At 60.0% G+C, this 24,357-nt stretch carries 19 protein-coding genes and 1 pseudogene; 6 read left to right on the top strand and 14 right to left on the bottom strand.

All coding sequences use genetic code 11. From position 1 onward, the window contains the following. Positions 1-666: 666 nt before the first annotated feature. The 6 genes and pseudogenes from DXB98_RS03850 to DXB98_RS03830 form a co-directional block, all read right to left on the bottom strand. Positions 667-2,106: a PTS transporter subunit EIIC gene (locus DXB98_RS03850; protein ID WP_117635881.1), complete on the bottom strand. Its 1,440-nt coding sequence runs from the start codon at positions 2,104-2,106 to the stop codon at positions 667-669. A gap of 118 nt (positions 2,107-2,224) precedes the next feature. Beyond that, positions 2,225-3,070 (bottom strand): PRD domain-containing protein, encoded by an 846-nt coding sequence (locus DXB98_RS03845; protein WP_117563639.1) that lies wholly within the window; start codon positions 3,068-3,070, stop codon positions 2,225-2,227. Between the two features lie 248 nt (positions 3,071-3,318). Beyond that, positions 3,319-3,903 carry a histidine phosphatase family protein gene (locus DXB98_RS03840; protein WP_117563640.1) on the bottom strand — a complete coding sequence of 195 codons (585 nt, stop codon included), beginning with the start codon at positions 3,901-3,903 and terminating at the stop codon, positions 3,319-3,321. A gap of 242 nt (positions 3,904-4,145) precedes the next feature. Next, positions 4,146-5,447: a molybdopterin-guanine dinucleotide biosynthesis protein B gene (gene mobB / locus DXB98_RS10545; protein ID WP_117743216.1), complete on the bottom strand. Its 1,302-nt coding sequence runs from the start codon at positions 5,445-5,447 to the stop codon at positions 4,146-4,148. Positions 5,448-5,556: 109 nt separating this feature from the next. Continuing rightward, positions 5,557-5,637, bottom strand: a pseudogene (locus DXB98_RS10370) (hypothetical protein); the annotation flags it as partial. After that, positions 5,634-6,506, bottom strand: a complete 873-nt coding sequence (locus DXB98_RS03830) for a GTP 3',8-cyclase MoaA (RefSeq protein WP_233505078.1) — start codon at positions 6,504-6,506, stop codon at positions 5,634-5,636. The pseudogene DXB98_RS10370 and the gene DXB98_RS03830, both read right to left, overlap by 4 nt. Before the next feature lie 267 nt (positions 6,507-6,773). On the opposite strand from DXB98_RS03830, the gene DXB98_RS03825 reads away from it, so the two are divergent. Both DXB98_RS03825 and DXB98_RS03820 read left to right on the top strand, forming a co-directional pair. Next, entirely contained in the window at positions 6,774-8,120 is a 1,347-nt protein-coding gene (locus DXB98_RS03825; RefSeq protein ID WP_117743215.1) for an MATE family efflux transporter, read from the top strand. A gap of 74 nt (positions 8,121-8,194) precedes the next feature. Continuing rightward, complete coding sequence (locus tag DXB98_RS03820) at positions 8,195-9,043, top strand: MerR family transcriptional regulator (protein WP_117743214.1); 849 nt, start codon at positions 8,195-8,197, stop codon at positions 9,041-9,043. A 67-nt stretch (positions 9,044-9,110) separates the two neighbouring features. On the opposite strand, the gene ligA is transcribed toward DXB98_RS03820, so the two are convergent. The 5 genes from ligA to DXB98_RS03795 form a co-directional block, all read right to left on the bottom strand. Continuing rightward, complete coding sequence (gene ligA, locus DXB98_RS03815; protein WP_117743213.1) at positions 9,111-11,339, bottom strand: NAD-dependent DNA ligase LigA; 2,229 nt, start codon at positions 11,337-11,339, stop codon at positions 9,111-9,113. Positions 11,340-11,787: 448 nt separating this feature from the next. Continuing rightward, positions 11,788-13,251: a S1C family serine protease gene (locus DXB98_RS03810; RefSeq protein ID WP_117743212.1), complete on the bottom strand. Its 1,464-nt coding sequence runs from the start codon at positions 13,249-13,251 to the stop codon at positions 11,788-11,790. 207 nt (positions 13,252-13,458) lie between these two features. Next, positions 13,459-14,121 carry a response regulator transcription factor gene (locus DXB98_RS03805; protein ID WP_006234733.1) on the bottom strand — a complete coding sequence of 221 codons (663 nt, stop codon included), beginning with the start codon at positions 14,119-14,121 and terminating at the stop codon, positions 13,459-13,461. A 50-nt stretch (positions 14,122-14,171) separates the two neighbouring features. Then, entirely contained in the window at positions 14,172-15,509 is a 1,338-nt protein-coding gene (locus DXB98_RS03800; protein ID WP_117743211.1) for a glutamine synthetase family protein, read from the bottom strand. Between the two features lie 134 nt (positions 15,510-15,643). Then, positions 15,644-16,666, bottom strand: a complete 1,023-nt coding sequence (locus DXB98_RS03795) for a LacI family DNA-binding transcriptional regulator (protein ID WP_158553139.1) — start codon at positions 16,664-16,666, stop codon at positions 15,644-15,646. A gap of 233 nt (positions 16,667-16,899) precedes the next feature. On the opposite strand from DXB98_RS03795, the gene DXB98_RS03790 reads away from it, so the two are divergent. Together DXB98_RS03790 and eda are read left to right on the top strand one after the other, a co-directional pair. Beyond that, entirely contained in the window at positions 16,900-17,934 is a 1,035-nt protein-coding gene (locus DXB98_RS03790) for a sugar kinase (protein ID WP_117743209.1), read from the top strand. Between the two features lie 256 nt (positions 17,935-18,190). Continuing rightward, positions 18,191-18,832 carry a bifunctional 4-hydroxy-2-oxoglutarate aldolase/2-dehydro-3-deoxy-phosphogluconate aldolase gene (gene eda, locus DXB98_RS03785; protein WP_117743208.1) on the top strand — a complete coding sequence of 214 codons (642 nt, stop codon included), beginning with the start codon at positions 18,191-18,193 and terminating at the stop codon, positions 18,830-18,832. A 370-nt stretch (positions 18,833-19,202) separates the two neighbouring features. On the opposite strand, the gene DXB98_RS03780 is transcribed toward eda, so the two are convergent. Continuing rightward, positions 19,203-19,895: a GntR family transcriptional regulator gene (locus tag DXB98_RS03780; RefSeq protein ID WP_158553138.1), complete on the bottom strand. Its 693-nt coding sequence runs from the start codon at positions 19,893-19,895 to the stop codon at positions 19,203-19,205. Between the two features lie 153 nt (positions 19,896-20,048). Next, positions 20,049-20,483 (bottom strand): HIT family protein, encoded by a 435-nt coding sequence (locus DXB98_RS03775; RefSeq protein ID WP_117743206.1) that lies wholly within the window; start codon positions 20,481-20,483, stop codon positions 20,049-20,051. 490 nt (positions 20,484-20,973) lie between these two features. Here DXB98_RS03775 and DXB98_RS03770 point away from each other — a divergent pair, with 490 nt between their 5' ends. Both DXB98_RS03770 and DXB98_RS03765 read left to right on the top strand, forming a co-directional pair. Further along, entirely contained in the window at positions 20,974-21,654 is a 681-nt protein-coding gene (locus DXB98_RS03770) for a YitT family protein (protein WP_117743205.1), read from the top strand. Positions 21,655-21,777: 123 nt separating this feature from the next. Continuing rightward, a complete protein-coding gene (locus DXB98_RS03765) occupies positions 21,778-22,869 on the top strand; it encodes an ATP-binding protein (RefSeq protein ID WP_117743204.1) in 1,092 nt (363 codons plus the stop codon). Between the two features lie 79 nt (positions 22,870-22,948). Here DXB98_RS03765 and DXB98_RS03760 read toward each other — a convergent pair whose 3' ends face one another. Beyond that, positions 22,949-24,208: an ATP-binding protein gene (locus DXB98_RS03760; RefSeq protein WP_199407114.1), complete on the bottom strand. Its 1,260-nt coding sequence runs from the start codon at positions 24,206-24,208 to the stop codon at positions 22,949-22,951. Positions 24,209-24,357 lie beyond the last annotated feature (149 nt).

Raw genomic sequence — 24,357 nt, 5'->3', positions numbered from 1 at the left:
CGGGAAAAGCCATGTTGGCTCCTTTCGTACGTGTTGGGATGTTGCGTGGACGCCGAAGCGGCGTCCACGAGGTAATTTGCGTCCCGATCGGAGTTCGCGTTGAGTCGGCCGCCACGAAACCGGCCCATCTACTACGTTTAGTCGTGAACCCCCGACCACGCCGCAATTGTCAAAAATAAAACCGCAGGTAGACGGCTTGGCGGTTTTCGAAAAACCACCGTGTGGTTGGCCCCTACCACTTAAACGTAGTAGATAGGCCGGTTTCGTGGCGAGGCATGTTGCGGGACGCGCACGGACCGACCCATCGAAACTATGCCGGCTTAAGATATGCGGACGGAGCTGACGGAGACGACGTTTGCCCAGATAAAACCGACCAAAATAAACCTGTCCCTTATTGGCAGGTTCAAAACCATGCCGGTTTACGGGGCAGAACCAGTGCCCCTTGAGCATGCCAGAAACGGCAAGGACAAAACCGCAGGTAGGAGGCTTGTCAGTTTACGGAAAAACGGGGTATGGTCAGCACTCACCGTTTCAGCCCCGTAATCCGGCATGGTTTTGATTTTGGGCAGTCGCTCGGACGAGCGCATGGCATCTAGCCCCTTTGAAAAAAACCGGCGGGGCGCTCCCCCCCCCCGCCGGCTTGGTACCGAGTCTTTGTCGTTTGGGCTACTTGGCAGCCTCGGGCTTGTAGGTGGCAAACTCGATCGCAAAGCCCACGGCGGCACCCACGAAAGAGGCAACGATAGCCCAGATCATGTGGTTGATGCCGTTAACACCGGAGGGGTCGATGAAGGACAGCCAGTTGAAGACGCCCAGACCACCGGACATGTACACCACGGCGCCGGAGAGACCAATGATGAGGCCGCCCACAGCAGAACCGATGCTGGCGTTGATGAAGGCCTTCTTATCGGGCAGGGCGACACCGTAGATAGCGGGCTCGGTGACACCAAAGAAGAAGGCGGAGATCATGGCCGGCAGCGCGATACCGCGGAACTTCTCGTCCTTGTTCTTGAGATACATGGCGAAGAGCACGGCGCCCAGCGAGAAGGAGTGGGCGATAACGGAGCCCAGGATGTAGTCGTGGCCCAGAGTGGACAGGTTGACCAGCGCGATGGGCACGAGCGACCAGTGGAAGCCAAAGATGACCAGGCACATCCAGAAGGCACCGACGAGGGTGCAGCCCAGGAGGGAGCCGATCATGGGCAGGCCAAACAGCAGCGCGAAGAACTCACCAAGCAGGTTGGTGATGAGCGTGGCGATGGGGCCAATGACCAGATAGCCAAGGGTGACGGTAACGGTGACGACGATCAGCGGGGTGAAGAACATCTTCATAGAAGCGGGCATCCACTTCTTAACCCAGTGCTCGAGGGTGGAGCCAAACCAGACCATGAGCAGGATGGGGATAACGGAGCTGGTGTAACCCGAGGCAGGCATGATGAGCGGCAGGCCCAGGAACGTGGTGTACCAAGAGAAGGTGCCAGCAAAGCCGAGCTCGACGGAGCCGACAACCTCGCCCGAGGTCAGGGCAACCATGGTGGGATACACCAGGGCAAAGGCGATGGCCATGCCGTTGAACTCGCTCATCTTGAACTTCTTGGCCGCGGTAAAGCCAAGCACCACGGGCAGGAAGTAGAACATGCCGTCAGCGACGGTGTAGAGCAGCGTGTAGGCGCCGTCGTTGGCAAAGCTCGGGACCAGGAAGGTAGCGAGCGCCAGCAGGCCCTTCATGATACCGGCAGCGGCGAAGGTGCCGAGCATGGGGGCGAAGATGCCCGAGATGAGGTCGATGATCACATCGGTAACGCCCTTGGGAGCGGCATCGTCGTCATCGGCGTCGACGGCGCCGCCGTCGCTAAAACCGCCGGCCTTGAGAACGGCGTCGTAGACGTCCTCGACGATGTTGCCCACAACAACCTGGTACTGGCCGTTGGCGTGCATGACCTTGATGACGTTGGGCAGCTCGGAGATTGCCTCGTCATTGGCCTTCGACTCGTCCTTGAGCTTAAAACGAACACGGGTAATGCAGTGTGCGACGCATTTGACGTTGGACTTGCCGCCAACCAGCTCTACGATCTGGGCAGCAAGATCGTCATATTTACCTGCCATGATCTGTCCTCTCTTTTCCAAATTTCGACAAAAATATCCCCTACCGCGAGCCGGTACCTTGCCCGCAGTTAGAAACCAAAAAGAATTGTTGCGATTGCCGCCGGGCTGGCGGCTTTACTCACTCGGTCTGCGAAGCCGATCGCAGACGGTTGATATGCATCATCAGATACAAGAGCTCCTCGTCCGAGCAGCTCTGCTTGAACTCTTTCTCGAACACGCGGTTGATGGCGTACGCACACTGGTAGGCCTCGGGAAAATCGCGGGCGGCCTGCATAAACAGTGAGGAGTTCTCGGTCTGCGTGCAGCTGCCCTTAACAAGGCGGCGAACCAAAAAGCGCAGGTGCGCAAGAAAGCGAATGTAGCAGTACGACGCCGTGTCGAGCGAGCAGCCGAGCTGCTTTTCCACGGAATGGGTTACCTCGTCAAGCACGCGGGTGCTCTTCATGATGAAGTCCATGTCCTTGGCGCGGCCCATGCCGTCGACCTCGGCGTTAACGATGTGGAGCGCGATGCTCGTGGCCTCGTTCTGACCCAGCTTGGCGCCGGTGTGCTTTTGCACGATGGCGAGCGCGGCCTGACCGATTTCGAGCTCACGCGGGTAGATGAAAGCCACCTCATGCTCGAGCGGGTTGGGAGCGCTGATCTGGTCGTCGTCGCGCTGAACGGCAAACTGCAGGTGATCTGCCAGGATAAAGGGCAGGCCACCGGACAGCTTGCAACCAAGCTGCTGGGATGCGAAGCAGGCAATGTCGCTTGCCGCGAGCAGAACGTCGTCGGGAAGTGTGCCGACCATATCCTGCAGGCTCTCGGGAACGTTATAGAATTTGCGCTGGATGAGCGACTCATCGGCAAGCTCGTAGGGCATCTCGTGAAAACCGATGCCCTTGCCAAAGACAACAACCTCTCGGCCGTCATCGCTGGCGGCGAGAGCAACGTTATTGTTGATCTTCTTTAAAATGAGCATGAAAAAACTCCTCGGACATCGGCGCTAGACGACGGGGCGATATTCCTCGTCTTCTATTATGCGCAAGTGATGCCTCCCGAGGAGTAACAAACTTGTGAGCACGTGGGCGATTGTAGGATGAAACTTGCATGCAGCGTAAGCCCCATTGGTGCGAAAGTCCGCTGAACGGTAGGAAATCGCCTGTAAACGGCAAAACCACCACAAAGGTGCCTGGCCCCTTTGTGGTGGTTTTGGCTGATGCCCCGATGTTACTCGCGCGGGGTGCCGTAGGGGTTGTACAAATCTGCAAGAGCAAATGTGCCGGTAGTAGCATCAAAGTCGAGTTCGAGCACACAGCAGTTGCCAATGCGGTGCTTCATCTTGAGCGGCTCCACGCCCACGCCGCGCATGACCTGAGCCGCTGCGGCGCCATGGCTCACGCACAACACGCTCTCATGTCCAGGGCGCTGCATGAACTCGGTGATGGTCGCCATCATACGCTCGCGAAACTCGACTTCGCCCTCGCCGTCATACTGCTTGTAAAAATCGCCGTACGGCAGGCGCGGATTCAAATCCTCGCTCGCGCCCTCAAATTTGCCAAAGTTCCACTCCTTAAGGCCCTTGACGCGCTCGTAAGGCTGACCGGGGAACGCAAGCTCAAGCGTGTCGCACGCACGCTCGGACGTCGAACTGTACGCATGGTCAAACGTAAGGCCACGCCCTCGCAGGGTCGCACCGACAGTTTTAGCCTGCTCGATTCCCAGCTCGGTGAGCGGCGAGTCACACCAGCCCTGCTTGCGACGAAGCAAGTTAAAGAGCGTTTGACCGTGACGCATAAAGTACAGTTTTGACATGAGGCCTCCGTGATCGCAATCGTTTGTCAGCGATTATGACACCTTGAGCTAACTTTAAGTCAAAGCTTTTTTGCAAAAACCACCACAAAGATGCCTGTCCCTTTTTGGCATGTTATGGCAGCGCAGCGAGCCGGTTCCAAGTGCCCCAGGTCGCCCCGAAAGAGGAGCGACGCGTACTTTGGTACGCGAGCGACGGCTTGAGGGGCGAGATGGGGTGCTTGGGGCCGGCGCAGCGTCAAGCCTTAAAGGTGATCTTGGATGAGGTCGCAGATGGCCCGGGCGTCGTTTATGTTGATGGCTCGGGTTGCAAAGCCCGCATCGAAGGCCTGACGCGCCAGGGCCTCGTTGCAGGCGAGCGCCAGCGTGCGGCCGTCGACCAGGTCGAGCGAGCTCTTGCCGCGCAGGCGATCGACGCCGGAGCGCGCGACCACGATGTTGTCGAAGCCCTCGGTCTTGTAGCCCTCGATGATCACCACGTCGACATCGCCGTAGCGCAACAGCAGCTCGCGCGCGGGCATCTCGTCCTCCTCGCGCGTGTCGGCATACTCCGCCCAGCGCGTGGCGCAGATGAGCCCCACGTGCTTGGATCCGGCCTGGTGATGGCGCCACGTATCCTTAGCGGGAACATCGATATCAAAGCCATGATGCCCGTGATGCTTGAGCGAGCCCACGCGCAGGCCGCGGCGGGTGAGCTCGGCGATAACCTTCTCGACGAGCGTGGTCTTGCCCGAGTTCTGGTAGCCGATAAATGCGATCGCGGGGACGGCCGGGGCCGGAACTGCGGACGCGATGGCAACGGATGCGCTCGCGGGTGCGGCACCGTCGGCGGTCACGGACTCAACAACAGCGGCCTGACGCTCGGCGCGATCCCACACGCCCGAGTGGCCGCCTTCCTTGTGCAGCAGGCGTACGTCGACGATCTCCATGCCGCGGTCGACGGCCTTGCACATGTCGTAGATGGTCAGGCACGCGGCGCTCACGCCAGTCAGGGCCTCCATCTCAATACCGGTCTTGCCCGTCACACCGGCTGTGACCAGCACGTGAAAGCCGACCTGCCCGTCTGCGCGTGACGGCGCCCAGCCCTCGGGCACGTCCTCGACGGGCGTCCCCGCCGGCGCGATAGGCTCGATATCGCACTTACTCTTGGTAACGAGCAGCGGATGGCACATGGGGATGATGTCACTCGTGCGCTTGATGGCCATGATGCCCGCTACGCGCGCACAGGCAAGCACATCGCCCTTTTTGGCGCGATCCTGCAGCACCATGGCCTGCGTCTCGGGATGCATGAGGATGGTGCCCTCGGCGATGGCGATGCGATGGGTCTCGGCCTTGTCGGACACGTCGACCATACGAACCTCGCCCTTGGCATCCACATGCGTTAGCTCGTCGCGGCGGGCGTCGCGAGCGGGCTCGGCAGCAGCGCCGGCAGACGGCTGTGCGGTCGCGTCGGCGTTGCCAGCATTCGCCGCAGCCGTGACTTTGTGGGCAGACATCGCGGCCCTGCGAGCGGCCTTGGTGGCATCGGCGTACCTGCTCTTGGCCATATGATCCTCCTCCGATTTGGGACATAAATCGTTGCGTGCCCTCAATTATCGCGTGTTCCTGCGGTTTGTGGGCCACGGCATCGCGCCAAATCGAAAGCACCTGCATATCATCACCACGGCGCAGCGCCTCACGCACCGAATACTCGGCATCGCCGAACAGGCACGGACGCACGTTGCCGTCGGCCGTCAGGCGCAGGCGGTTGCAGCTCGCGCAAAATGGTTGGACATGGCGCTGATAAAGCCGACCGTTCCCGCCGCACCCGGAAAGCGCCAATAGCGCGCGGGACCCGTGCCGGCAGGAGCGTCGGTGATGTCGAGCGGCTCGAGCTCGCCCAGGCCCACCGTGGCGGCCCCGGCATTGACGCGCGCCCGTAGCTCGTCGCTCGGCACGGTGTCGCTCGCATCCCACAGCGCCGGATTGAGCGTGGGCGCATGAGGGTTCACGGCGCAATGCGAGCTCGTACGCTCGTCGCCGATGGGCATGTATTCGATGAAGCGCAGGTGAATGGGACGGTCGACGGTCAGGCGCGCGAGGGCCGCCACATCTTGGTTGAGCCTGCGCACAACAACGCAGTTGACCTTGACGGGCTCAAAGCCCCAGGCCAGCGCCGCGTCGATGCCGGCCATGGTCTGCTCGAGCCAGCCCAGGCGGGTGATCTCTTCAAACAGCGCGGAGTCGAGTGTGTCGAGCGAGATGTTAACGCGGTTAAGCCCGGCATCTTTGAGCTGCGGTGCCAACTTGGGCAGCAGGGCGCCATTGGTGGTAAGCGAGATGTCCTCGATCTGCGGAATCGCGCGGATGTCGCGAATGAGCGGGATGATACGGCGGCTGACCAGCGGCTCGCCACCCGTCAGGCGCACGCGGCGAATGCCCTCCCCCGCAACCAGGCGCACAAAGCGGGCGATTTCCTCGGCGCTGAGCAGCTCGTCGTGCACGCGGGGCGCCACGCCTTCGGCCGGCATGCAGTAAATGCAGCGGAAATTGCCCTTGTCGGTAACGGCAATGCGCAGGTAGTTGATATCGCGGCCAAAGCCGTCATGTTGCACGTGCCCGTCCACGCAGCCCTCCCCTCACGCTGGTCTTTATTCTTTAGGGAATATAGTACCGCACGGGAAGAATAGGTCGACATGCGTACGACACGACGCAGGGCGAATGGCGTTTTCTAGCGCGAACTCGACATGGTTCAACGCACCTGCATTCAATTGGAAATGCCTACGCACGCAACTTTTTCGCCCGGTCCTCAACTCAAACCTTGACTCTACAATAGTTGTAGGGTTTTCACTACACTGGTAGCTAAACGACCCAAGCCAGAAAGTGCCCCGCCCATGGAACACGACCTCACACGCGGCAATGTCCTTAAGACCATTGCGGTCTTTGCCCTGCCCTATATGCTCTCGTACTTTTTGCAGATGCTCTACGGCATGGCCGACCTGTACATGATGGGACAGTTTAGCGGCGCGGCCGGCATCACCGCCGTGGGCAATGGCGCGCAGACGCTCTATATCATTACCGTGACGCTCGTGGGCCTGGCCATGGGAACGACAGTCATCGTCGGCCACGCCGTGGGTTCGCGCCGCTTTGACCGCGCCGAGGCCGCCATCGGCAACACCATCACGCTCTTTATGGGCGTCTCGGTGGTGCTGGCCGCCGTCTTATTTGCGTTGTGCCCGCAGATCGTGGCGCTCATTGGCACGCCGGCCGAGGCGGTCGAAGGCACCGCTGCCTACCTGCGCATCTGCTTTGTCGGCATTCCGTTTATCGCCGCGTACAACATCCTCTCGGCCATCTTTCGCGGCCTGGGCGATTCGCGCTCGCCCATGTACGTGATCGGCGTGGCGTGCATCATTAACATCGCGCTCGATTTTTTGTTTATCGGCCACATGGGACTCGGCCCCGTGGGCGCGGCACTCGGCACGGTAACCGCCCAGACGGCAAGCGTTGCCCTCGCGCTCGTGTGGCTCAAGAGCCGCCGCACGCACATTCACCTCAAGCGCAGCGACCTGCGTCCCCAGCCCGAGGTGCTCAGCAGCATTCTTAAGATCGGCGTGCCCGTGGCCGTGCAGGACGGCTGCATCCAGGTGGCGTTTATGTTCATCACCGTCATCGCTAACCACCGAGGGCTCGTCGACGCCGCCGCCGTGGGCTTGGTCGAAAAGATGATCAGTTTTTTGTTTATCGTGCCGAGTTCCATGGGCGCCACCGTCAGCGCGCTCACGGCGCAAAACGCCGGCGCGGGCAAGGGCGACCGCGCGCGTCAGGTGCTCAAAGATGCCATGACCATCTCGGTGATATATGGCTGCCTGATCACGGTGCTGATGTGGCTGGTGGCACCGGCGTTTCTCGGCTTTTTTGCCAAGGACGCCGCGGTCGTTGCGGCCGGCACCGGCTATATGCGCAGTTATATTTTTGACGCGATCTTTGCCGGCATCCACATTTGCTTTAGCGGTTTTTTCGCTGCGTATGGCAAGAGCTACATCGGCTTTGCGCACAACGTGCTGGCAGTGGTGCTCATTCGCGTGCCCGGCGCGTGGCTGCTGTCGAACGCCTATCCCGACACGCTGTTCCCCATGGGCATCGCCTCGCCGTGCGGGTCGATTCTGTCGGTGATTATTTGCGTGGTGGCATTTACCGTACTCAACCGTCGCGGAGCTTTTGACAAGCTGATGGCGTAGCGGCTCGTTCGTGTCATACGACGGCCGCGCTGCATGGCCCCAGCGTTCCCCCGCCCACCGAAAGGAGCGGTCCCATGACCGACACGCCAACTGAACATATCGAGGGCTTGCTCCGCATTGGCGAAGTGGCGCGCATGTTTAACCTGAGCGTGGGCACGCTGCGCCATTACGAGCAGATGGGCTTGCTGGACCCGGCGCACATCGATCCGGCGAGCGGGTACCGCTACTACGGATCACGGCAGCTCTCCACCCTTAACACCATCAGCCACCTGCGCGTTCTCGACTTGCCGCTCGCACAAATCCGTGAGTTTGTGACCACGCGCGATGTGAACCTTATGCAGCGGCAGCTGGCTCAGCAGCAGGAGCTCATCGAACACAAGCGCCGCGAACTGGAGCGCGTGTCGCGCAAGATTGACAACCGGCTTACCCTGCTTCACGATGCCTTGAACACCGAGCTCGATACCATTTGCGCAATCGATGCACCCGAGCTTCGCTGCGCCGTGCTGCGCGAACGCGTCAACCCCACCGACGCCTATGCGCTGGAGTGGCAGATTCGTCAACTGCAGAAGGGGCAGCACGAGACCTTTGTCTTTCTGGGCAACTTGGGCGTCGGGATTGGCGCCGAGCGCCTCGCCGCCGGTGATTTTGATGGCTACGACGAGGTCTTTCTGATGCTCGATGACACCGATGATTACTTGGGTGACGTTGAGACGCGACCTGCCGCGCACTGCCTGACCATAAGCTTCCGCGGCACGCACGGGCAAGCAGCCCCACGCTACGAGCGGTTGCTCGGCTATATGCACGAGCACGGCATAGTACCCGCCGGCTCCTCGCGCGAGATCGCCTTGATCGATGACATTATCAGCGACGACCCAGCAACCTACGTGACGCAGATCACGGTGCCAGTTGCCGTGGCCGAATAAAAACCTCCCGGATAGCATCGGGCCATCCGGGAGGCTCTTCAATTTGATTAATTTGGCTATCGGCGCCTTAAGCCTGGGGCACCTCACCAGTCGCAAGAATCTGCTCGAGTGCGTCCTCATCCAATACAGGCACGCCCAGCTGCTCGGCTTTGGTGAGCTTGGAGCCCGCTTTGGGGCCGGCGACCAGATAGCTCGTCTTCTTTGACACGCTGCCCGAAACCTTGGCGCCGAGCACCTTGAGCGCCGCGCCCGCCTCGTCGCGGGTGCGGTTGACGAGCGTGCCGGTGAGCACGAAGGTCAGACCCGCAAGCGGCTGTGCGTCAGCAAGCTCACCCGCCACGCCAGCGTCGGCTGCGGCCTGCGCGTGCGCGGCGCCCAAGTCGACCTCGAGCGACAGGCCCGCCTGGCGCAGGCGCTCCAGCACGGCAAGGTTCTCGGGCACGGCCAGGAACTGCTTGACGCTTGCCGCAATCTTGGGACCGATGCCCTCGCACTCGGCGATGTCCTCTTCGCTTGCCAAGATGAGCTTGTCAATCGACAGGAATCGTTCGGCAATGACCTCGCCCACACTCTTGCCCACGTGGCGGATACCCAAGGCAAACAGTACGCGACCGAGCGGCTGGCTCTTGGACTTGTTGAGCTCGGCGATGATTTTCTCGGCCGTCTTGAGGCCCACCGGGATGGGGTCACCCTTCTTGACGCCCTTTTTGCTGTTGGAGCTGGCATACACGCGACCCGTGTCTAGGCCGGCGATGTCGTCGACCGTGAGCTGGTAGAAGTCGGCGACATCGTGGATCAGGCCAGCAGCGATCATCTTGTCGACGATCTCGTCGCCCAGGCCGTCCACGTCCATGCAGCCGCGGCTCACCCAGTGGAGCAGGCGCTCCTTGAGCTGCGCTGGGCAGTCGATGGACACGCAGCGATATGCCACCTCGCCATCCTCGTGGACCACGGGGCTGCCGCACACGGGACAGACCTCTGGCATGTGCCAGTCGACCGAATCGGCCGGGCGTTTGTCGAGCACCGGCCCCACGACCTCGGGAATCACGTCGCCCGCCTTGTGCACGATGATGGTATCGCCCTCGCGCACGTTTTTGCGGCGGATCTCGTCGATGTTGTGCAGCGTGGCGCGCGCGATGGTGGAACCGGCGACCGTCACCGGGTTGAACTCGGCGACCGGCGTGAGTACGCCGGTGCGACCAACCTGGATTCGAATCTCGCGCAGGATGGTCTGCTTTTCCTCGGGCGGGAACTTAAAGGCAATGGCCCAGCGCGGTGCGCGGGCGGTAAAACCTAGGTCGAGCTGCTGCTGGAAGCTGTCAACCTTTACGACCACGCCGTCGATGTCGTAGTCCAGGTCGCCGCGGTGCTCGAGCGCCTGGGCACAGAACTCGTGGACCTCGGCCGGCGTGGCGCAACGAGCCACGTTGGGGTTGACGCTAAAGCCGGCGTTGCGCAGCCAGTCGAGAAATTCGCGCTGGCTGTGGACGTGCAACGGGTCGGTATCGGCAATGGCATAGATAAAGGTGGCCAAGTCGCGACGCGCCGTGACCTTGGGGTCTTTTTGGCGCAAGGATCCTGCAGCGGCGTTGCGCGGGTTGGCGAAGGGGTCGCGGCCCTCGGCATCGGCCTCTTCATTCAGACGCACAAAGCTGCCTTTGGGCATATAGACCTCGCCGCGTACCTCAATGGTGCGCTCGCGGTCGGCGCCCATGTGGGCGAGCGCCGGCTCGGACAGGTGCATGGGCACATCCTTGATGGTACGGACGTTGAGCGATACGTCCTCGCCCGTGGTGCCATCGCCACGTGTGGCCGCGCGCACAAAGGTGCCGTTTTGATAGGTAAGCGCCACGCCCAGACCGTCGATCTTAAGCTCGCAGGTATAGGTGACGCTGCCGGCACCGAGCGCATCCTCGGTGCGTTGGAGCCATGCGTCGAGCTCGTCCAGATCCATGGCATCGTCCATGGAATACATGCGCGCCATGTGCGTTACCGGCGTAAACTGCTCGCTCACGTAGCCGCCCACGCGCTGGGTATAGCTGTCGGGCGTCACCAGGTCAGGATAGGCCACCTCGATCTCCTGCAGCTCAACGAGCATTTTGTCAAAGGCGGCGTCCGTGATCTCGGGCGCATCGAGCATGTAGTAGCGATAGGCATGGTAGTCGAGCTCGTGGCGCAGCTCGGCCGCGCGCGTTGCCGCCTGGGCACGGACATCGGTCGGTGCGGTGGCTTCCGCGGTCGTGGGCGTTTCGGTATCGATGTCCACGCCGTCACCAAACAGGCTCGATTGCTCCATAGCGGCACTCCTTCGCTCGATTTCAAACGGATACTAGAGTACCACCGGTCGCAATGAGGCCGAATAGCGGTCTCGAACCGCACCGAATCGGCAGCCGCCAGACTGGGGTGGACAGTTAGTTCAGATACGTATAAATCCTAGAGCTGGATCAGGCACGAACACCCCTGTTTCAACTAATTTGGGCTCCCTGAGACCATGTAAACGTCCCGCTCTCCCTCCCAAACGCCCATTCAAGCCCCATCCCAATCAAAAATTGCTCAAAACGCATCCCAAGCTGCCCCAGATTTATACGTATCTGAACTAACTGTCCAGGCCATTCCGAACCAAGTCTCTTACCAGCCACAAGTGATCCGTTTTCCTCGTCCCCAAGGGATCATCGCGAAAAGAGGGGGCTGCCCCGCGTTGGCGGGACAGCCCCCTCTGGCTTCGATATGTGTGGAGTGGCTCGTTAGTAACCCTGACCGTAGCCCTGGCCCTGGCCCTGCTGGCCTAGCAGCTCCTCCAGGTACTGGCGCAGCTGTTCGTCGGTAATACCGCCGTTGCCGGTGTCGGTCGCGCTGTCGTCCTGCTGCTGGTTCTGCAGCTCCTCGTCGGAGCCCAGTTCAACCGTGACCTTCTTCTCTTCCTTGCCGCGCATGAGCGTGATCTCGACCTTCTCGCCCACCTCGTGGCTGCGCAGTGCGATGATCAGGCCATCGGCGCTCGTGATCTCGTCGTCGCCCAGCTTGGTGATGACATCGCCCTCCTGAATGCCGGCCTTGGCAGCAGGACCATCCTCAACGACGCTCGCCACATACGCGCCGCTATCGGTGCTCAGCTTGTTGGTGCGGGCGTTGAGCGCGTTGACGCTCGAAAGCGTAGCGCCCATGTACGGATGCACCGGCGTCTTGCCGTCGATGATCTGGTCGGCAATGTTCTTGGCATAGTTGACCGGAATGGCAAAGCCCACGCCCGAGCTGGAGCCCGAATAGCTCTCGATGAGCGAGTTGATACCCACAAGCTCACCATTGTCGTTGACGAGCGCGCCGCCGGAGTTGCCCGGGTTGATAGCGGCGTCGGTCTGAATCATGTTGGCATAGATGGTATTGCCGCTGGTAGAGCTCATGGCCGTGGAGCGATACAGCGCCGACACGATACCCGTGGAGACAGACTGCTCGTTGCCAAACGGCGAACCGATCGCCATGACCCACTCGCCCACGTTGAGCTTGGAGGAGTCGCCGATCTCGATCGGGGTGAGCTTGGAGGCATCGGCATCCTTGAGCTTGATGACGGCGAGGTCGCTCGAGGCATCGTTGCCCACGAACTCGGCCTCATAGGTGGTGCCGTCGTCCATGGTCACCACGTACTGGTCGTAACCATCGACCACGTGGTTGTTGGTGAGGATGTGGCCCTCGGTATCGAGCACCACGCCCGAACCGACGCTGCCCGAGCTATCCGACTCGTCGGCAGACTGCGAAAGCGAGCCATTCTGGCTACCGCTCGAAGTGGCGGCGATGGAAACGACGGAGGGCAGGGCCTTAGCAGAGACGGCCTCGGCCAGCGTGGTGTCCTCGGAGTCGATGGTGATCTTTTGCGTCGATGAACCCGAAGCACCCGCCGTCACGGCATTCTTACCGCCACCAATATCGAGCGTGCCACTCATAATGAGTGCGATGACCAGCAAGGCTCCGCAGGCACAACCGGCAAGCGCCGTAATAAAGATCGGCAGCTTTTTGGTCTTGGTCTTGACCACCGTGTGCTTGTTTACAACCTGCTGGCCGCCCAGCGGCTTGCCGGTCTGCGTGTCGTAGGCCTGCACGTAGGGAATGTTGTTGCCGTCGGCAGGCGTCGACTCCACCTGTACGCGCGGCTGCTGCTGAGTCTCGCCGGCGTTGCCCGCATCCTGGGGACGCTGGGGATCGTTCTCGTTCATGCTGCAATCCTTTCGTCAAATAACCAAAGGCCCGCCAAACATGTGGCGGGCCATCATTGTTCACGTTGAGTTGTACCCCAATATGTGGGCGAACGTGTATGAGAACGAAATCTTTTAGGAAGGTTTAAGTTCTGTTGCAGACCCGAAAGGGACCCCCACCTGTGGCAAAGCCACCACAAAGGCGCCTGTCCCCTTTGTGGTGGAAATCTAGTCCTTAAACAGATAGCCCACGCCGCGGACGGTGGTGATGTGTGCCGCGATCTGCGGGCCCACCTTGGAGCGGATGCGTCGGATATGCACGTCGACGGTACGCGTACCGCCGCAGTACTCAAAGCCCCACACGCGGTGCAGCAGCACCTCGCGGCTGTAGGCGCGGTTGGGGTGCGTGGCCAAAAAGCTCAGCAGCGAGTACTCCATCAGCGTCAGGTCGATGGGCTCGTTATCGAGCGTCACCTGGTAGGTAGCCAGGTTGATCTCGAGGTTATCGATGTTGAGTACATCGTCGGCGGTGACGGTCTCCTCCTCGCCCATCAGGCGCTGCGCACGAGCCTTGAGCTCGTTGGGCGTCGCCGTGGGGCATACAAAGTCGGCATGTGCGTGATTGGGCAGGCGCAGGGTGCCAAGGGCCTCGTCGTCGACGATCACCAACATGGGAACGCCACCGCGGTCGTCAAGCCACTTGGCAATCTGATCGATGCGGTCGCTGCGGATGCCATCAGAATCGAGGATCAGCAGGTCAAAGTCGTGCGCCGCAGTCGGCGAATCGGGGGTGGCCAGGCTCACCTCGACACCCAGGGTGGTCGTCAAGCTGCGGGCAAACTCGTGGAAGCGCGTCGTGCGCGCCATGAACAGGGCACTCTTTTCGGACATATCGGCCTCCATAAAAATGAGCTCAATCGTACTGGGACAAGCCAGCGCGATTAGGAGTTCGCCAGGTAGTGCTTGATCTCCCATTCGGTGATCGTGGATTCGAACTTATGCCACTCGTCGCGCTTCTTTTTGAGGAAGAAGCTATGGATGTGCTCGCCGAGGGCATCCTTCATAAACTGCGAGTCCTCAAAGACGTCGAGTGCCTCTTTAAGCGAGCGCGGCAGCGGCGTATAACCGGCCTCGAGCATCTGGCGGTCGTTGAGCTTGAGCGTCTCGGCCGTGGCCTCGGGCGGGAGCTCCAGCTTGCGCTCAATGCCGTCGAGACCAGCCGCCAGCGTGACGGCGTTGACCAGATACGGGTTGGCCATGGGATCGGGGCTACGAAGCTCGATGCGCGTGGACAGCTGCTTGCCGGGCTTGTAGACCGGGATGCGAACCATGCTTGCGCGGTTGCGCAAGCCCCACGTGGCGTACTGCGGCACGGAGTCGCCGCCCGTGGTGATGCGCTTGTACGAGTTGACGGTGGGGTTGGTGATGGCGCTGATCTCGCGCGCGTGCGCCAGGATGCCGGCCATGTAATGCTTGGCAATATCGGAGAGGTGGTACTTCTCGTCGGCCTCGCCCCAAAAGACGTTGTTGCCGTCGTGGTCGAACAGCGACTGATGCAAAAACATGGCGCTGCCGTCCTCGCCCGCCAACGGCTTGGGCATAAAGGAGGCGTGGCAGCCGCTCTCGTAAGCCTGCTGCTTAATGATGAGCTTGGCCGTGGTGATGGCGTCAGACATGCTCAGGGCCTCGGCGTGGCGCAGGCTCATGCCGTGCTGTGAGCGACCGGCGGCGTGGAAGGTGTACTCCACGGGCACGGACATCTTCTCGAGCGTAAGGACCGTGTTGCGGCGCAGATCGCGAGCGGCATCGCTCACCGAAAGATCGAAGTAGCCCACGTTGTCGAGCGGCTCGGGGGTGTGCTCGTCGGGGAAGTAGTAATACTCCAGCTCGGCACCCACGTTGAGCAGATAGCCAGTCTTCTCGGCCTTGTGAAACATGCGGCGCAGGGCATCGCGCGGATCGCCGGCGAAGGGCTTGCGGTCGGGGGTGCACACATCGCAGAACACGCGGGCAACGCCGTTATGGCTCGGACGCCACGGCAGGATCTGGAAGGTCGAAGCATCAGGGAACGCCAGCATGTCGGCTTCCTCGGGCGTGGCAAAGCCCTCGATGGCCGAGCCGTCAAAGCCAATGCCCTCCTCAAAAGCGACCTCGAGGTCCTCGGGGCTGATGGCAAAGTTCTTGAGGCGGCCGAGAATGTCGACAAACCACAGACGCACAAAGCGGATGTCACGCTGCTCTACGGAGCGGAGTACGTAATCGATGTTCTGCTGGTTCATGTCGCTCCCCTTTCTTTCGGGCGGGTTTCGACTGGTCTATACCGCAGATACTATCGCAGAAAAATGTTTCCGCAGGGTTAAAGCGTATCAAGCGCTCAAAAAACGTGTGCGAACAGGCCGTTGCGAACGAGGGGCTAGCGTGAGGTCGAGGCACGGTGTTCGATGTGACCGGGAATCTCGATACGTTTGGGGGCGAGCCTTGCGGCATCGCCCACCGTGGTGGTGACCACATCGATGCGCTCGGACAAACGCTCGACTACGCGCTCGGCAATGGTGAGGGTGTCCTGCGCGGCCGTGGTCACACCGCCAAAGAGCACATGGTTCCAGGGGTAATCGTCAAACGTCGCGATCTTGAGACCCGCCGGCAGCGAGGGGCCAAGCTGCGCCAGCGCCTCGGTCAGACGCAAAAAGACCAAGCCGTTGACGGCAATAAGGCCGAGTTTTTTGCCTGCGTTGCCGCGAATAGTCTCGTCCAGGCGGCCGACGCCCGTGGCGCCGCCGTCGGCCAGGGTGACGACCTCGCCCGCAAGGTCGCGGCGCGAGAGCTCGTCGGCAAAGGCCTCGGCGCGCTCGCGACGCACGGGGCTGTCGTCGCTTGCCTCGGTAAGTAGGCACAGGCGCTCGCTGCCCGCAGCAGCCAAGGCGTCTACCAGGCCGGCGACCAACTCGCGGTTGTTAGAGGTCACCAGATCGATGCCGCCATTGGCAACATCGCGGTCGAGCAGAACGACAGGCAGGCGCCCCGCGGCCGCGGCGATCGCTTTGTCGTTGCCACCACAGGTGTTGACGATCAGGCCGTCCACGCCGGCATCGATAAGTCTGGTGAGCGACTCTGCCTCCTTGGCGGGGTCGTTGCCGCTAATGGCCGTCATGAGCGAGCTGCCGCGCGCGGCGGCGCTGGCGGAAAGCCCTTCGAGCATGGCGCTCGAGAACGGGTTGCCAATGTCGGCCAGAATCACGCCGATGAGGTTGGTGCGTGAGCTGCGTAGATTGCGTGCGGCGGCACGTGGGCGATAGCCAGTGCGCTCGATAACCGCCGCGATGCGAGCACGGGTTTCCTCGGTCATCTGCCCGGGGCGGTTATTGAGATAGCGCGAAACCGTGGCCGGGCTCACGCCCGCCTCGGCGGCAATGTCTTTGATTCTCATCTGCGCCATAGCGCACCCCGTTTCCCATGTGTCGGCAATCTTAGCCATTTAAGCATTTTTTAAAAATCTCGCTTGCAATACGTTGTAGGTGAGTATATTACAACTCGAAACGAAACCGATTTCGTAAACCGATTTCGGTAAGCGTTGGCACGGAGGTGCAAAGATGCACCCTACCGTCTTGGCACCTCCGTGCCAACGCCATATCAAAGGTGTACGCACAGTCAAGAAGGAGCTACGCGACCATGGGTAAAACGGTTCTTACCTTCGGCGAGATCATGATGAGGCTCTCGCCCAAAGATCACCTGCGTATTGAGCAGGCCACCGAGTTCGACGTCCGCTACGGCGGCGCCGAGGCAAACACCGCGCTTTCCCTGTCCTACCAGGGCGATAAGGCCGCTTACGTTTCCGTCGTTCCGGCCAACCGCCTGGGCGAGTGCGCTCTGCGCTCGCTGAAGGTCTACGACGTCGACACCACGCGCGTCGTGCGTCAGGGCGACCGTCTTGGCTCCTATGTGTTTGAGGTCGGCGCCTCGCAGCGCGGCAACGGCTGCGTCTACGACCGCAAGTACTCGGCCATCAACATGGCCAAGCGCGACGTCTTTGACTGGGACGAAATCCTCAAGGGCATCGACGTCTTCTATTTCTCTGGCGTGACGCCCGCCGTCTCCGACGAGATGGCCGCCGCCTGCAAGGACGCTCTCACCGCCTGCCGCGCCAAGGGCATCACCACCGTGTGCGACGTTAACTACCGCGGCAAGATGTGGTCGCCCGAGAAGTCGCAGGCAACCATGAAGGAGCTTCTGCCGCTCGTCGACATCTGCATCGCCAACGACGAGGACGCACCTGCCGGCCTCGGCATGACCTGCGTCTCCGGCTCCCTTGCCCACGGCATCGAGGAGCGCGACACCTACGTCGAGATGGCCCGTCAGATCTGCGCTGAGTACGGCTGCAAGAAGGTCGCCTCGGTCGTCCGCAACATCTCCTGCGTCGAGCGCTCCATCTGGATGGGCATGCTCTATGACGCCGAGAGCGGCGAGCACTGGTTCTCCCCTGCTCACGACGTGCACGTGCTCGAGGGCGTTGCCGCCGGCGACGCTTTCAACGCCGGCCTCGTCCATGCCCTCATCAACGACTTCGACCCGCAGGACGCCGTCAACTACGCCATTGCGGCCTCGATTCTCAAGCTCACCATCAAGGGCGATTCCAACCTGGTGACCGCCGACGAGATCGCCGCCGTGGCCAACGCCGCCGACGGTGGCACCCGCGTCGCCCGTTAATTCGTTCCCCATTCCGCGGGTTGCAGTTTCCCATACCCATACCCCTGCAGCCCGCTCCCCGCTTTCCCCGGCCAGGTAGAACCACTTAGTCCCATTCCGGCTCCGCCTGGCATTTCCTTCACGACTGGCCTCGTAGCCGGTTCCGAAATTGCTTGTGACCCAAGCAGTACCTCCGATAACCAATCCGGAACCGGCCCATGGCCAATCTTCTTTAGCAATTACGCGCACTCGCGCGCCGCACATCGAAAGGAACATCATGTTCAATCAGTTCTACACCACGCTTGAGTCCCTGGGCATCGTGCCGGTCGTCGTGCTCGACAAGGTCGAGGACGCCGCTCCGCTCGCCCACGCCCTGATGGCCGCCGGCATGAAGTCCGCCGAGGTCACCTTCCGCACCGCTTGCGCTGCCGAGTGCATCGCCGCTATGGCCGAGGCCGAGCCCGAGATGTGCGTGGGCGCCGGCACCGTCCTGACTGTCGAGCAGGTTGAGCAGGCCCGTGCCGCCGGTGCCAAGTTCATCGTCTCCCCGGGTTACAACGAGGACGTCGTCAAGCACTGCATCGATATCGACCTGCCTGTGCTGCCCGGTACCGTGACCCCCTCCGAGGTCACCGCTGCCGTCAACCTGGGCCTCAAGGTCACCAAGTTCTTCCCGGCAGCCCAGTACGGCGGCCTCAACACCATCAAGGCCCTCGCCGCTCCGTTTGTCGGTCACCGCTTTATGCCCACCGGCGGCGTGAGCACCGCTAACGTCGAGGAGTACCTGAGCTCCTCCGCCATCATCGCCTGCGGCGGCACCTGGATGGTCAAGCCGGCCCTGTTCGCCGACGGCGACTTCTCCAAGGTCGAGCAGATCGCTCGCGAGGCCATGGACGTCGTCAAGAAGGTCCGCGCCTAATCCAGCTCTCTATCGTGGAGGGCGCGACCTAGACCGCGCCCTCTTTTTTGAAGCGGCTCGGAAGCGTGCCGTTTCCGTCACGGACAAGAACCGAAACCGTCTTGTATGCTGATAGAACGTGACGGAAGCGACACGCCCCCGAGCCGCTTTTTCTTCGGCTAAATCTTTGCCCTAACATAATCCAGAGCGCCAAAACAAACGCGGTGCCGTCTGGAGGAATCGACCCCTTGCTTCCGGTCTGTTCCTCCAAACGGCACCGTATTTATGTGCCTCGGTCACGCCCCAACGTAGTTGCGGTGAAATAGGGACTGTTTGCGCCGCCTGGGCCGCAAGACAATCCCTATTTCACCGCAACGTATGAGGGGATAGATTAGATGGACGGGTCTTTGGGCAGCTCGAAGTAATCGGGATGCAAGGCGATGACCGGGCCCTGCTCTTCTGGCATTAGATGCAGATGCGTCTGCGCCAGATAGCTCGCCGTATCGGTGTCGCCCTCTTTAATGGCCTCGAGGATTCGGCGGTGTTGCCGACGAATCGGCTCCCAGTCCAGATCCTGCGACACCGCACGCAACCAGTTATATCGCTCAAAATGCGTGTTGATGCTCTTCATCCAATCCCACAGCATGTGGCGACCGGCAATCTCAAAGCACGTCTCGTGGAACAGGTTGTCCAGGTCAAAGAAGCGACGCGTCTCGCTGTGGTCGAGCGACTCGGACTCGGCGAGAATCTGCTCAAGCTGGCGCTTTTGCTCGGGCGTGGCGGCCGAACAGCATTTGATCAGCACACTTCTCTCGAGCTTCTCGCGCAAAAAGCAGGCGTTCTCGGCACGCTCCATGCTAATTTTTGAGACATAGGTGCCGCTCTTGGGACGCGTTTCCACCAGCTCTTGCTCGCGCAGGCGCACAAAGGACTCGCGGATGGGCGTACGCCCGATCCCCGTCTCCTTTTCCAGACCAATCGCCGAAAGGCGCGTGCCGGGCTTGAGCTCGGCATAGATGATCTTGGAGCGCAATGCGTTGTATGCCTGATCTTGCAGACTCTGATAATGCTGGTGCTGTTCCATAAAGCCCTCGGATAAGTCCTCGGTTAGTCGAATACCAACACGTAATACTATCGCAACGCCGCCCCCCATAAGTTGCGGTGAAATACGGACTATTGGAGCCAGCTAAGCCGCTAAACAGTCCGTATTTCACCGCAACTTATAGGGGACGAAGTTTTACAGGTTGTCGATGATTGCCTGGGCGATTTCGTCGTACTGAGCCGGCTCGAGCGTGACGCGACCGGGGTTCATGGCAAACACGTCGCCAAACTCAAACGGGTCGCTCTTGTACTTGGGGACGATATGCACATGCAGGTGATGCATGGTGTCGCCGTAGGCACCAAAGTTGATCTTGTCGGGGTTGAACGCCTTGTGCAGCGCGGCGGCGACGTGGCGGACATCGGCCATAAAGGCGGCAGCGTCCTCCTCGGACATGCAGGAAATGTCATCGACGTGCTGCTTGGAGGCCACGATCACGCGGCCCTTGTGGCTCTGCTCCTTAAACAAGATGAGCTTGCTGGCGGGCAGGTCGAGCATGGGGATGCCAAAGGCATCGACGAGCGTGTTGTCGGTCCCGCACATGCAGTACGAGCAATCGGTGTGCTGTTCCATGGTGATCCTTTCGATCCGGGTGAAGGCGTTCGCCGCAATGCGACCGGCGGGCGCGACCAAGCTGCCCGGCAATCTACGACGAACGTACAATGCACTCTCTAACCGTTGCGAAATCGGTTTCGAGTATGTCCTTGTCATAATACAGCCAACGAGTTGTTGCGATTAGGTGAACGTTCACCTTTTTATTATTTTTCTCTTTGCAAATAGAATCCCGTGCGTATACTAAGGCTCAAACGAAACCGATTTCGTTAAGCGTGGGCAATAGGATGCTAAGACGCACCCTACCATCTTGGCATCCTATTGCCCACGCTATGTCATTTGCTTTCCTCCCGTCTCGTTGGCCCTTCAGTCCCATTCCGGCACAGCGAGACATTTCCTAGACGACTGACCGTGGGGCCGGCTTTTCTGCTTTTACAGCAGTGCCTCCGATAACCCTCTTTTGCCGGCCCAGGTCAGCCTTTTCTTCACAACCGAAAGGACGGGTAGCAGCATGCGACCGCTCATCATTATGAATGGCGAGAAGATCGATTGGTGCCATACCGTCATCAGGATGTTGATGTATTTAGCAGGCGTCGCGACGCTCGCCCTCGGCATGAGCATCCAGACTGCGTCGGGCCTAGGCGTGGCAGCGCTTACCTGTTTTGCCACGACGCTGTCCATGCTCACCGGCAAGACGCTCGGCTTTTGGATTACCGCGACCTATGTCGCCTACATTGCCGCACAGGCAGCCATCTTGCGCCGCGAGTTTCAGCCGCGCATTTTGCTCGAGCTCTTTTTCTCAACGCTGATCGGCGGCTTTACCGATTTCTTTATGAACGTTAACCCTCTGCACCCCACCGCGCTGCCGGCACAGGTCGTAACCATGCTGCTCTCGCTTGCCATCACCGCGTTTGGCGTAAGCCTCGTCGTCAATATGGGCGTCGTTCCCAACGCACCCGACGGCTTGGTACAGGTCATTGCCGAAAAGCTCAAATGCCGCTTTGGCGATGTGAAGGTCGTATTCGATTGCTCGCACGTCGCCGCCTCGCTCGCGCTGTCGCTGGTCTTTATGCACAACCTGGGCGGCTTTGGCGTCACGACCGCCATCTCGGCACTGTTCCTGGGCCATGTCATCAACGTCGCCAATAAGCTCTTCGCCCAGCGCTTTATCCGCGTGGCCTTTGGAAAATAGCGCCACCGCAAGAACTCGCGAGCAGCGCTATACGTTGCTATATCTCACTATACTTTGCTATATCTTGCTATATGTTGCTATACTTTGCTATATCTTGCTATATCTTGAGCAAAGGTGGCTCGCATGCAAACAAACCCTTTTAAGCCCACAGCAGGCAAAACACCTCCCACGATTATCGGCCGCGAAGATGTCCTCGAGGAATTCAATGAAGGCCTCGTCAACGGGCCTGGCGCCCCGGGACGCCTTATGCGCATAGCCGGCGTCCGCGGAACGGGCAAGACGGTCCTCCTTGACGAGTGCTCACGTTTGGCGCAAAGCCATGGCTGGACGGTCATAAAAGAAGTCGCAACCGAAGGACTTTGTCAGCGCATTCTCGAGCAGCTGCAGCCCAAATTCCAGGCCAAACACGCCAGATTTGAGCCAAGCGTAGCTGGCATATCCATCGGCAGCATAGACATTGAGCGAATCGGCCCATCGCTGCGTGACGCCATGAGGCAGGCAATATCAAAGAACGGCAATGGTCTGCTCATCACCCTCGATGAGGTCCAAGACGCAGAGCTCGAAGAGGTCCGAACGCTCTCCATTGCGATTCAGCAGGTTATCGGCGAAGACCTTGATATCGCCTTTGTTTTTGCGGGGCTGCCTTCGATGATAGAAAGCGTCATCAACGGAAAGACACTTACGTTTTTGCGCCGTGCCCTCCCCTTTGATCTGAAGGCTGTGGCAGTAACCGAAGTGTCGTACTCCCTCGAAGAAACCATTGAAGCGTCTGGCATGGAGCTGCAACCAGGTATTGCCGGCCAACTTGCCGAGGCAACGCAAGGCTACCCCTTTATGATTCAGCTCGTTGGATATTACGCATGGCAACTGGCACGACGCGCCCATACAACTGTAATTGGAGAGGAAGAGGCAAAGCGAGGCATCGCAACAGCACGCGAACGCTTCTGCGCAATGGTGATTGAGCCCGCGCTGCAGCGCATTCCGCCCACGTGCATCGCTTATCTGCTGAGCATGGCGTCCTTAGGGCAGACGAGCTCGACCAGCATGGTTGCCGATGACTTAAACAAGACACCTCAACAGGTAAGTTCCATCCGCAGTCGTCTGCTGAGAGAGTCGATCATTGAGGCGCCCTCGTACGGCAAGGTCTCATTTGCCATCCCCTACATGCGCGACTACCTCAACGAACACAAAGCCGAACTGGAGGCTGAACTGTAGAGGCGCCAATATCCCAGAGGACAGCAGGCCCCAAGCCGGTGTAGGCTTGGGGCCTGTTTTGTAGCTTTGCTCTTTTGAGCTATGCGCGCTCGTATTTCGTGGCGCGTCCTGTCCCCCGCCTTACGATCGAGTTTCGGTTGAGCAAAGATTCAAGCGCCGTCAACGTGCGCGTGCGGCTCAATCCTGTCTGTTGCTCAATCTCGCCCCGCGACAGTATTCGTCCGCCTGACAAAGCCTTGAGAACCTGGACCTCTTCCTCAGACCCTTCAAAGGCATCGATAACGGGCAATGTGACGGCCACCATGCCGCCGCGAACATCAAATACCGGCTGGCTCAAAGAATCTCGATACGCACGCCTGATTCGCGCGATTCCCGTACCAAATTTCTCGATGTAATCCAGCTTTAGAAAGACCTCGGCGACAATTGGGTTTCTGAGCACGGATATCTGCCCATACAGGTATTGTTCCGTCGTCAAACCGGCGGGCAGCGGTCCGGGTGAAGTCACAACGACGCGATCGTCGTACAGGGCAATTTGAACGTTCGCCCGAACGTCCCACGTCCGATGCACCAAAGCATTTGCGACAGCTTCGCGGAACGCCTCAAGGGGAATTCGATCGGTTTGGACGCGTTCCATCCCCTCGATACGCTCATAACGGTAGTAGCGTACAAACATGGCCACCGCCCTGTCCACCTGCTCAATTGCGGATAGACCTGTCGCCGTCTCGCGATCCAAGATCACATCCTCGGTATCACCAAAACGGACGCAGTCGATGCCCGGAAAATCATTCTTATCCGCCAAAATCGCCGCGGCATTGGTATAGCCATCCTTGCCGAGCAAGCGAAGCGTACGCATGATATCCGGCGTTAGTTCGGAAATGCCGAGGTGTTCAACGCACTTATGCTCAAGCGTGTGAAAACTCAAGTCCTGGCGAGCCGACGCGAGCGCGTCAAACGTTACGTTGCTGCCTTCGAGCGTCAGTCTGCCATACTCAAACCGGTCGACCTCCACCGTCGCCGAATCGTTTCGTCTGTAGGCCTTTCCCTTGCTTCGATAGGGTTTGTCCCGGCCCTCATAAACCGTAAGGATTACGGTCCCGTGTTTCTCATCGGGCTCTAGCGAGTAACGAGGCGCGGGGTCCAAACTGTCATTAATCATATTTTCGATGCGCAGACATTCAGCGACCGGATCTGCGAGACCGACAGCAATGCCCTCGTCATTAACGCCAAACTCGATCTTGCCCGTCCCGTAGTTTGCATAGGCACTCACCGTTTTAAGAAAGGTCGGCGTAACGCTTTCCTTGTATTCGACTGTAGGGCTCTCTCTAACAACCATATGCATAACCCCTCGTTTCGTACTATTCATGACCGTATTATAAGACGAAAAGTGTTTGCGTACGAATTTTAGCCAGACGCAAACGGTTTTCGTCTTGATTTACGTCCGGAATTAAGACGCAAATTGCGCTTTCGTACGGTTTTGCGCCAGACGCA

The organism is Collinsella sp. OM07-12, from assembly GCF_003438275.1.
Lineage (GTDB): Bacteria > Actinomycetota > Coriobacteriia > Coriobacteriales > Coriobacteriaceae > Collinsella.
This window is presented reverse-complemented; position numbering and strand designations above follow the sequence as displayed.

Excerpts from the sequence above, each read along its gene's own strand:
- DXB98_RS03825 (WP_117743215.1), top strand. The coding sequence starts at position 6,774 with ATGGAACACGACCTCACACGCGGCAATGTCCTTAAGACCATTGCGGTC.
- DXB98_RS03840 (WP_117563640.1), bottom strand. The coding sequence starts at position 3,903 with ATGTCAAAACTGTACTTTATGCGTCACGGTCAAACGCTCTTTAACTTG.
- DXB98_RS03790 (WP_117743209.1), top strand. The coding sequence starts at position 16,900 with ATGGGTAAAACGGTTCTTACCTTCGGCGAGATCATGATGAGGCTCTCG.
- DXB98_RS03765 (WP_117743204.1), top strand. The coding sequence starts at position 21,778 with ATGCAAACAAACCCTTTTAAGCCCACAGCAGGCAAAACACCTCCCACG.
- DXB98_RS03810 (WP_117743212.1), bottom strand. The coding sequence starts at position 13,251 with ATGAACGAGAACGATCCCCAGCGTCCCCAGGATGCGGGCAACGCCGGC.
- DXB98_RS03800 (WP_117743211.1), bottom strand. The coding sequence starts at position 15,509 with ATGAACCAGCAGAACATCGATTACGTACTCCGCTCCGTAGAGCAGCGT.
- eda (WP_117743208.1), top strand. The coding sequence starts at position 18,191 with ATGTTCAATCAGTTCTACACCACGCTTGAGTCCCTGGGCATCGTGCCG.
- DXB98_RS03780 (WP_158553138.1), bottom strand. The coding sequence starts at position 19,895 with ATGGAACAGCACCAGCATTATCAGAGTCTGCAAGATCAGGCATACAAC.
- mobB (WP_117743216.1), bottom strand. The coding sequence starts at position 5,447 with ATGGCCAAGAGCAGGTACGCCGATGCCACCAAGGCCGCTCGCAGGGCC.
- DXB98_RS03760 (WP_199407114.1), bottom strand. The coding sequence starts at position 24,208 with ATGCATATGGTTGTTAGAGAGAGCCCTACAGTCGAATACAAGGAAAGC.
- DXB98_RS03805 (WP_006234733.1), bottom strand. The coding sequence starts at position 14,121 with ATGTCCGAAAAGAGTGCCCTGTTCATGGCGCGCACGACGCGCTTCCAC.
- ligA (WP_117743213.1), bottom strand. The coding sequence starts at position 11,339 with ATGGAGCAATCGAGCCTGTTTGGTGACGGCGTGGACATCGATACCGAA.
- DXB98_RS03795 (WP_158553139.1), bottom strand. The coding sequence starts at position 16,666 with ATGGCGCAGATGAGAATCAAAGACATTGCCGCCGAGGCGGGCGTGAGC.
- DXB98_RS03820 (WP_117743214.1), top strand. The coding sequence starts at position 8,195 with ATGACCGACACGCCAACTGAACATATCGAGGGCTTGCTCCGCATTGGC.
- DXB98_RS03775 (WP_117743206.1), bottom strand. The coding sequence starts at position 20,483 with ATGGAACAGCACACCGATTGCTCGTACTGCATGTGCGGGACCGACAAC.
- DXB98_RS03845 (WP_117563639.1), bottom strand. The coding sequence starts at position 3,070 with ATGCTCATTTTAAAGAAGATCAACAATAACGTTGCTCTCGCCGCCAGC.
- DXB98_RS03850 (WP_117635881.1), bottom strand. The coding sequence starts at position 2,106 with ATGGCAGGTAAATATGACGATCTTGCTGCCCAGATCGTAGAGCTGGTT.
- DXB98_RS03770 (WP_117743205.1), top strand. The coding sequence starts at position 20,974 with ATGCGACCGCTCATCATTATGAATGGCGAGAAGATCGATTGGTGCCAT.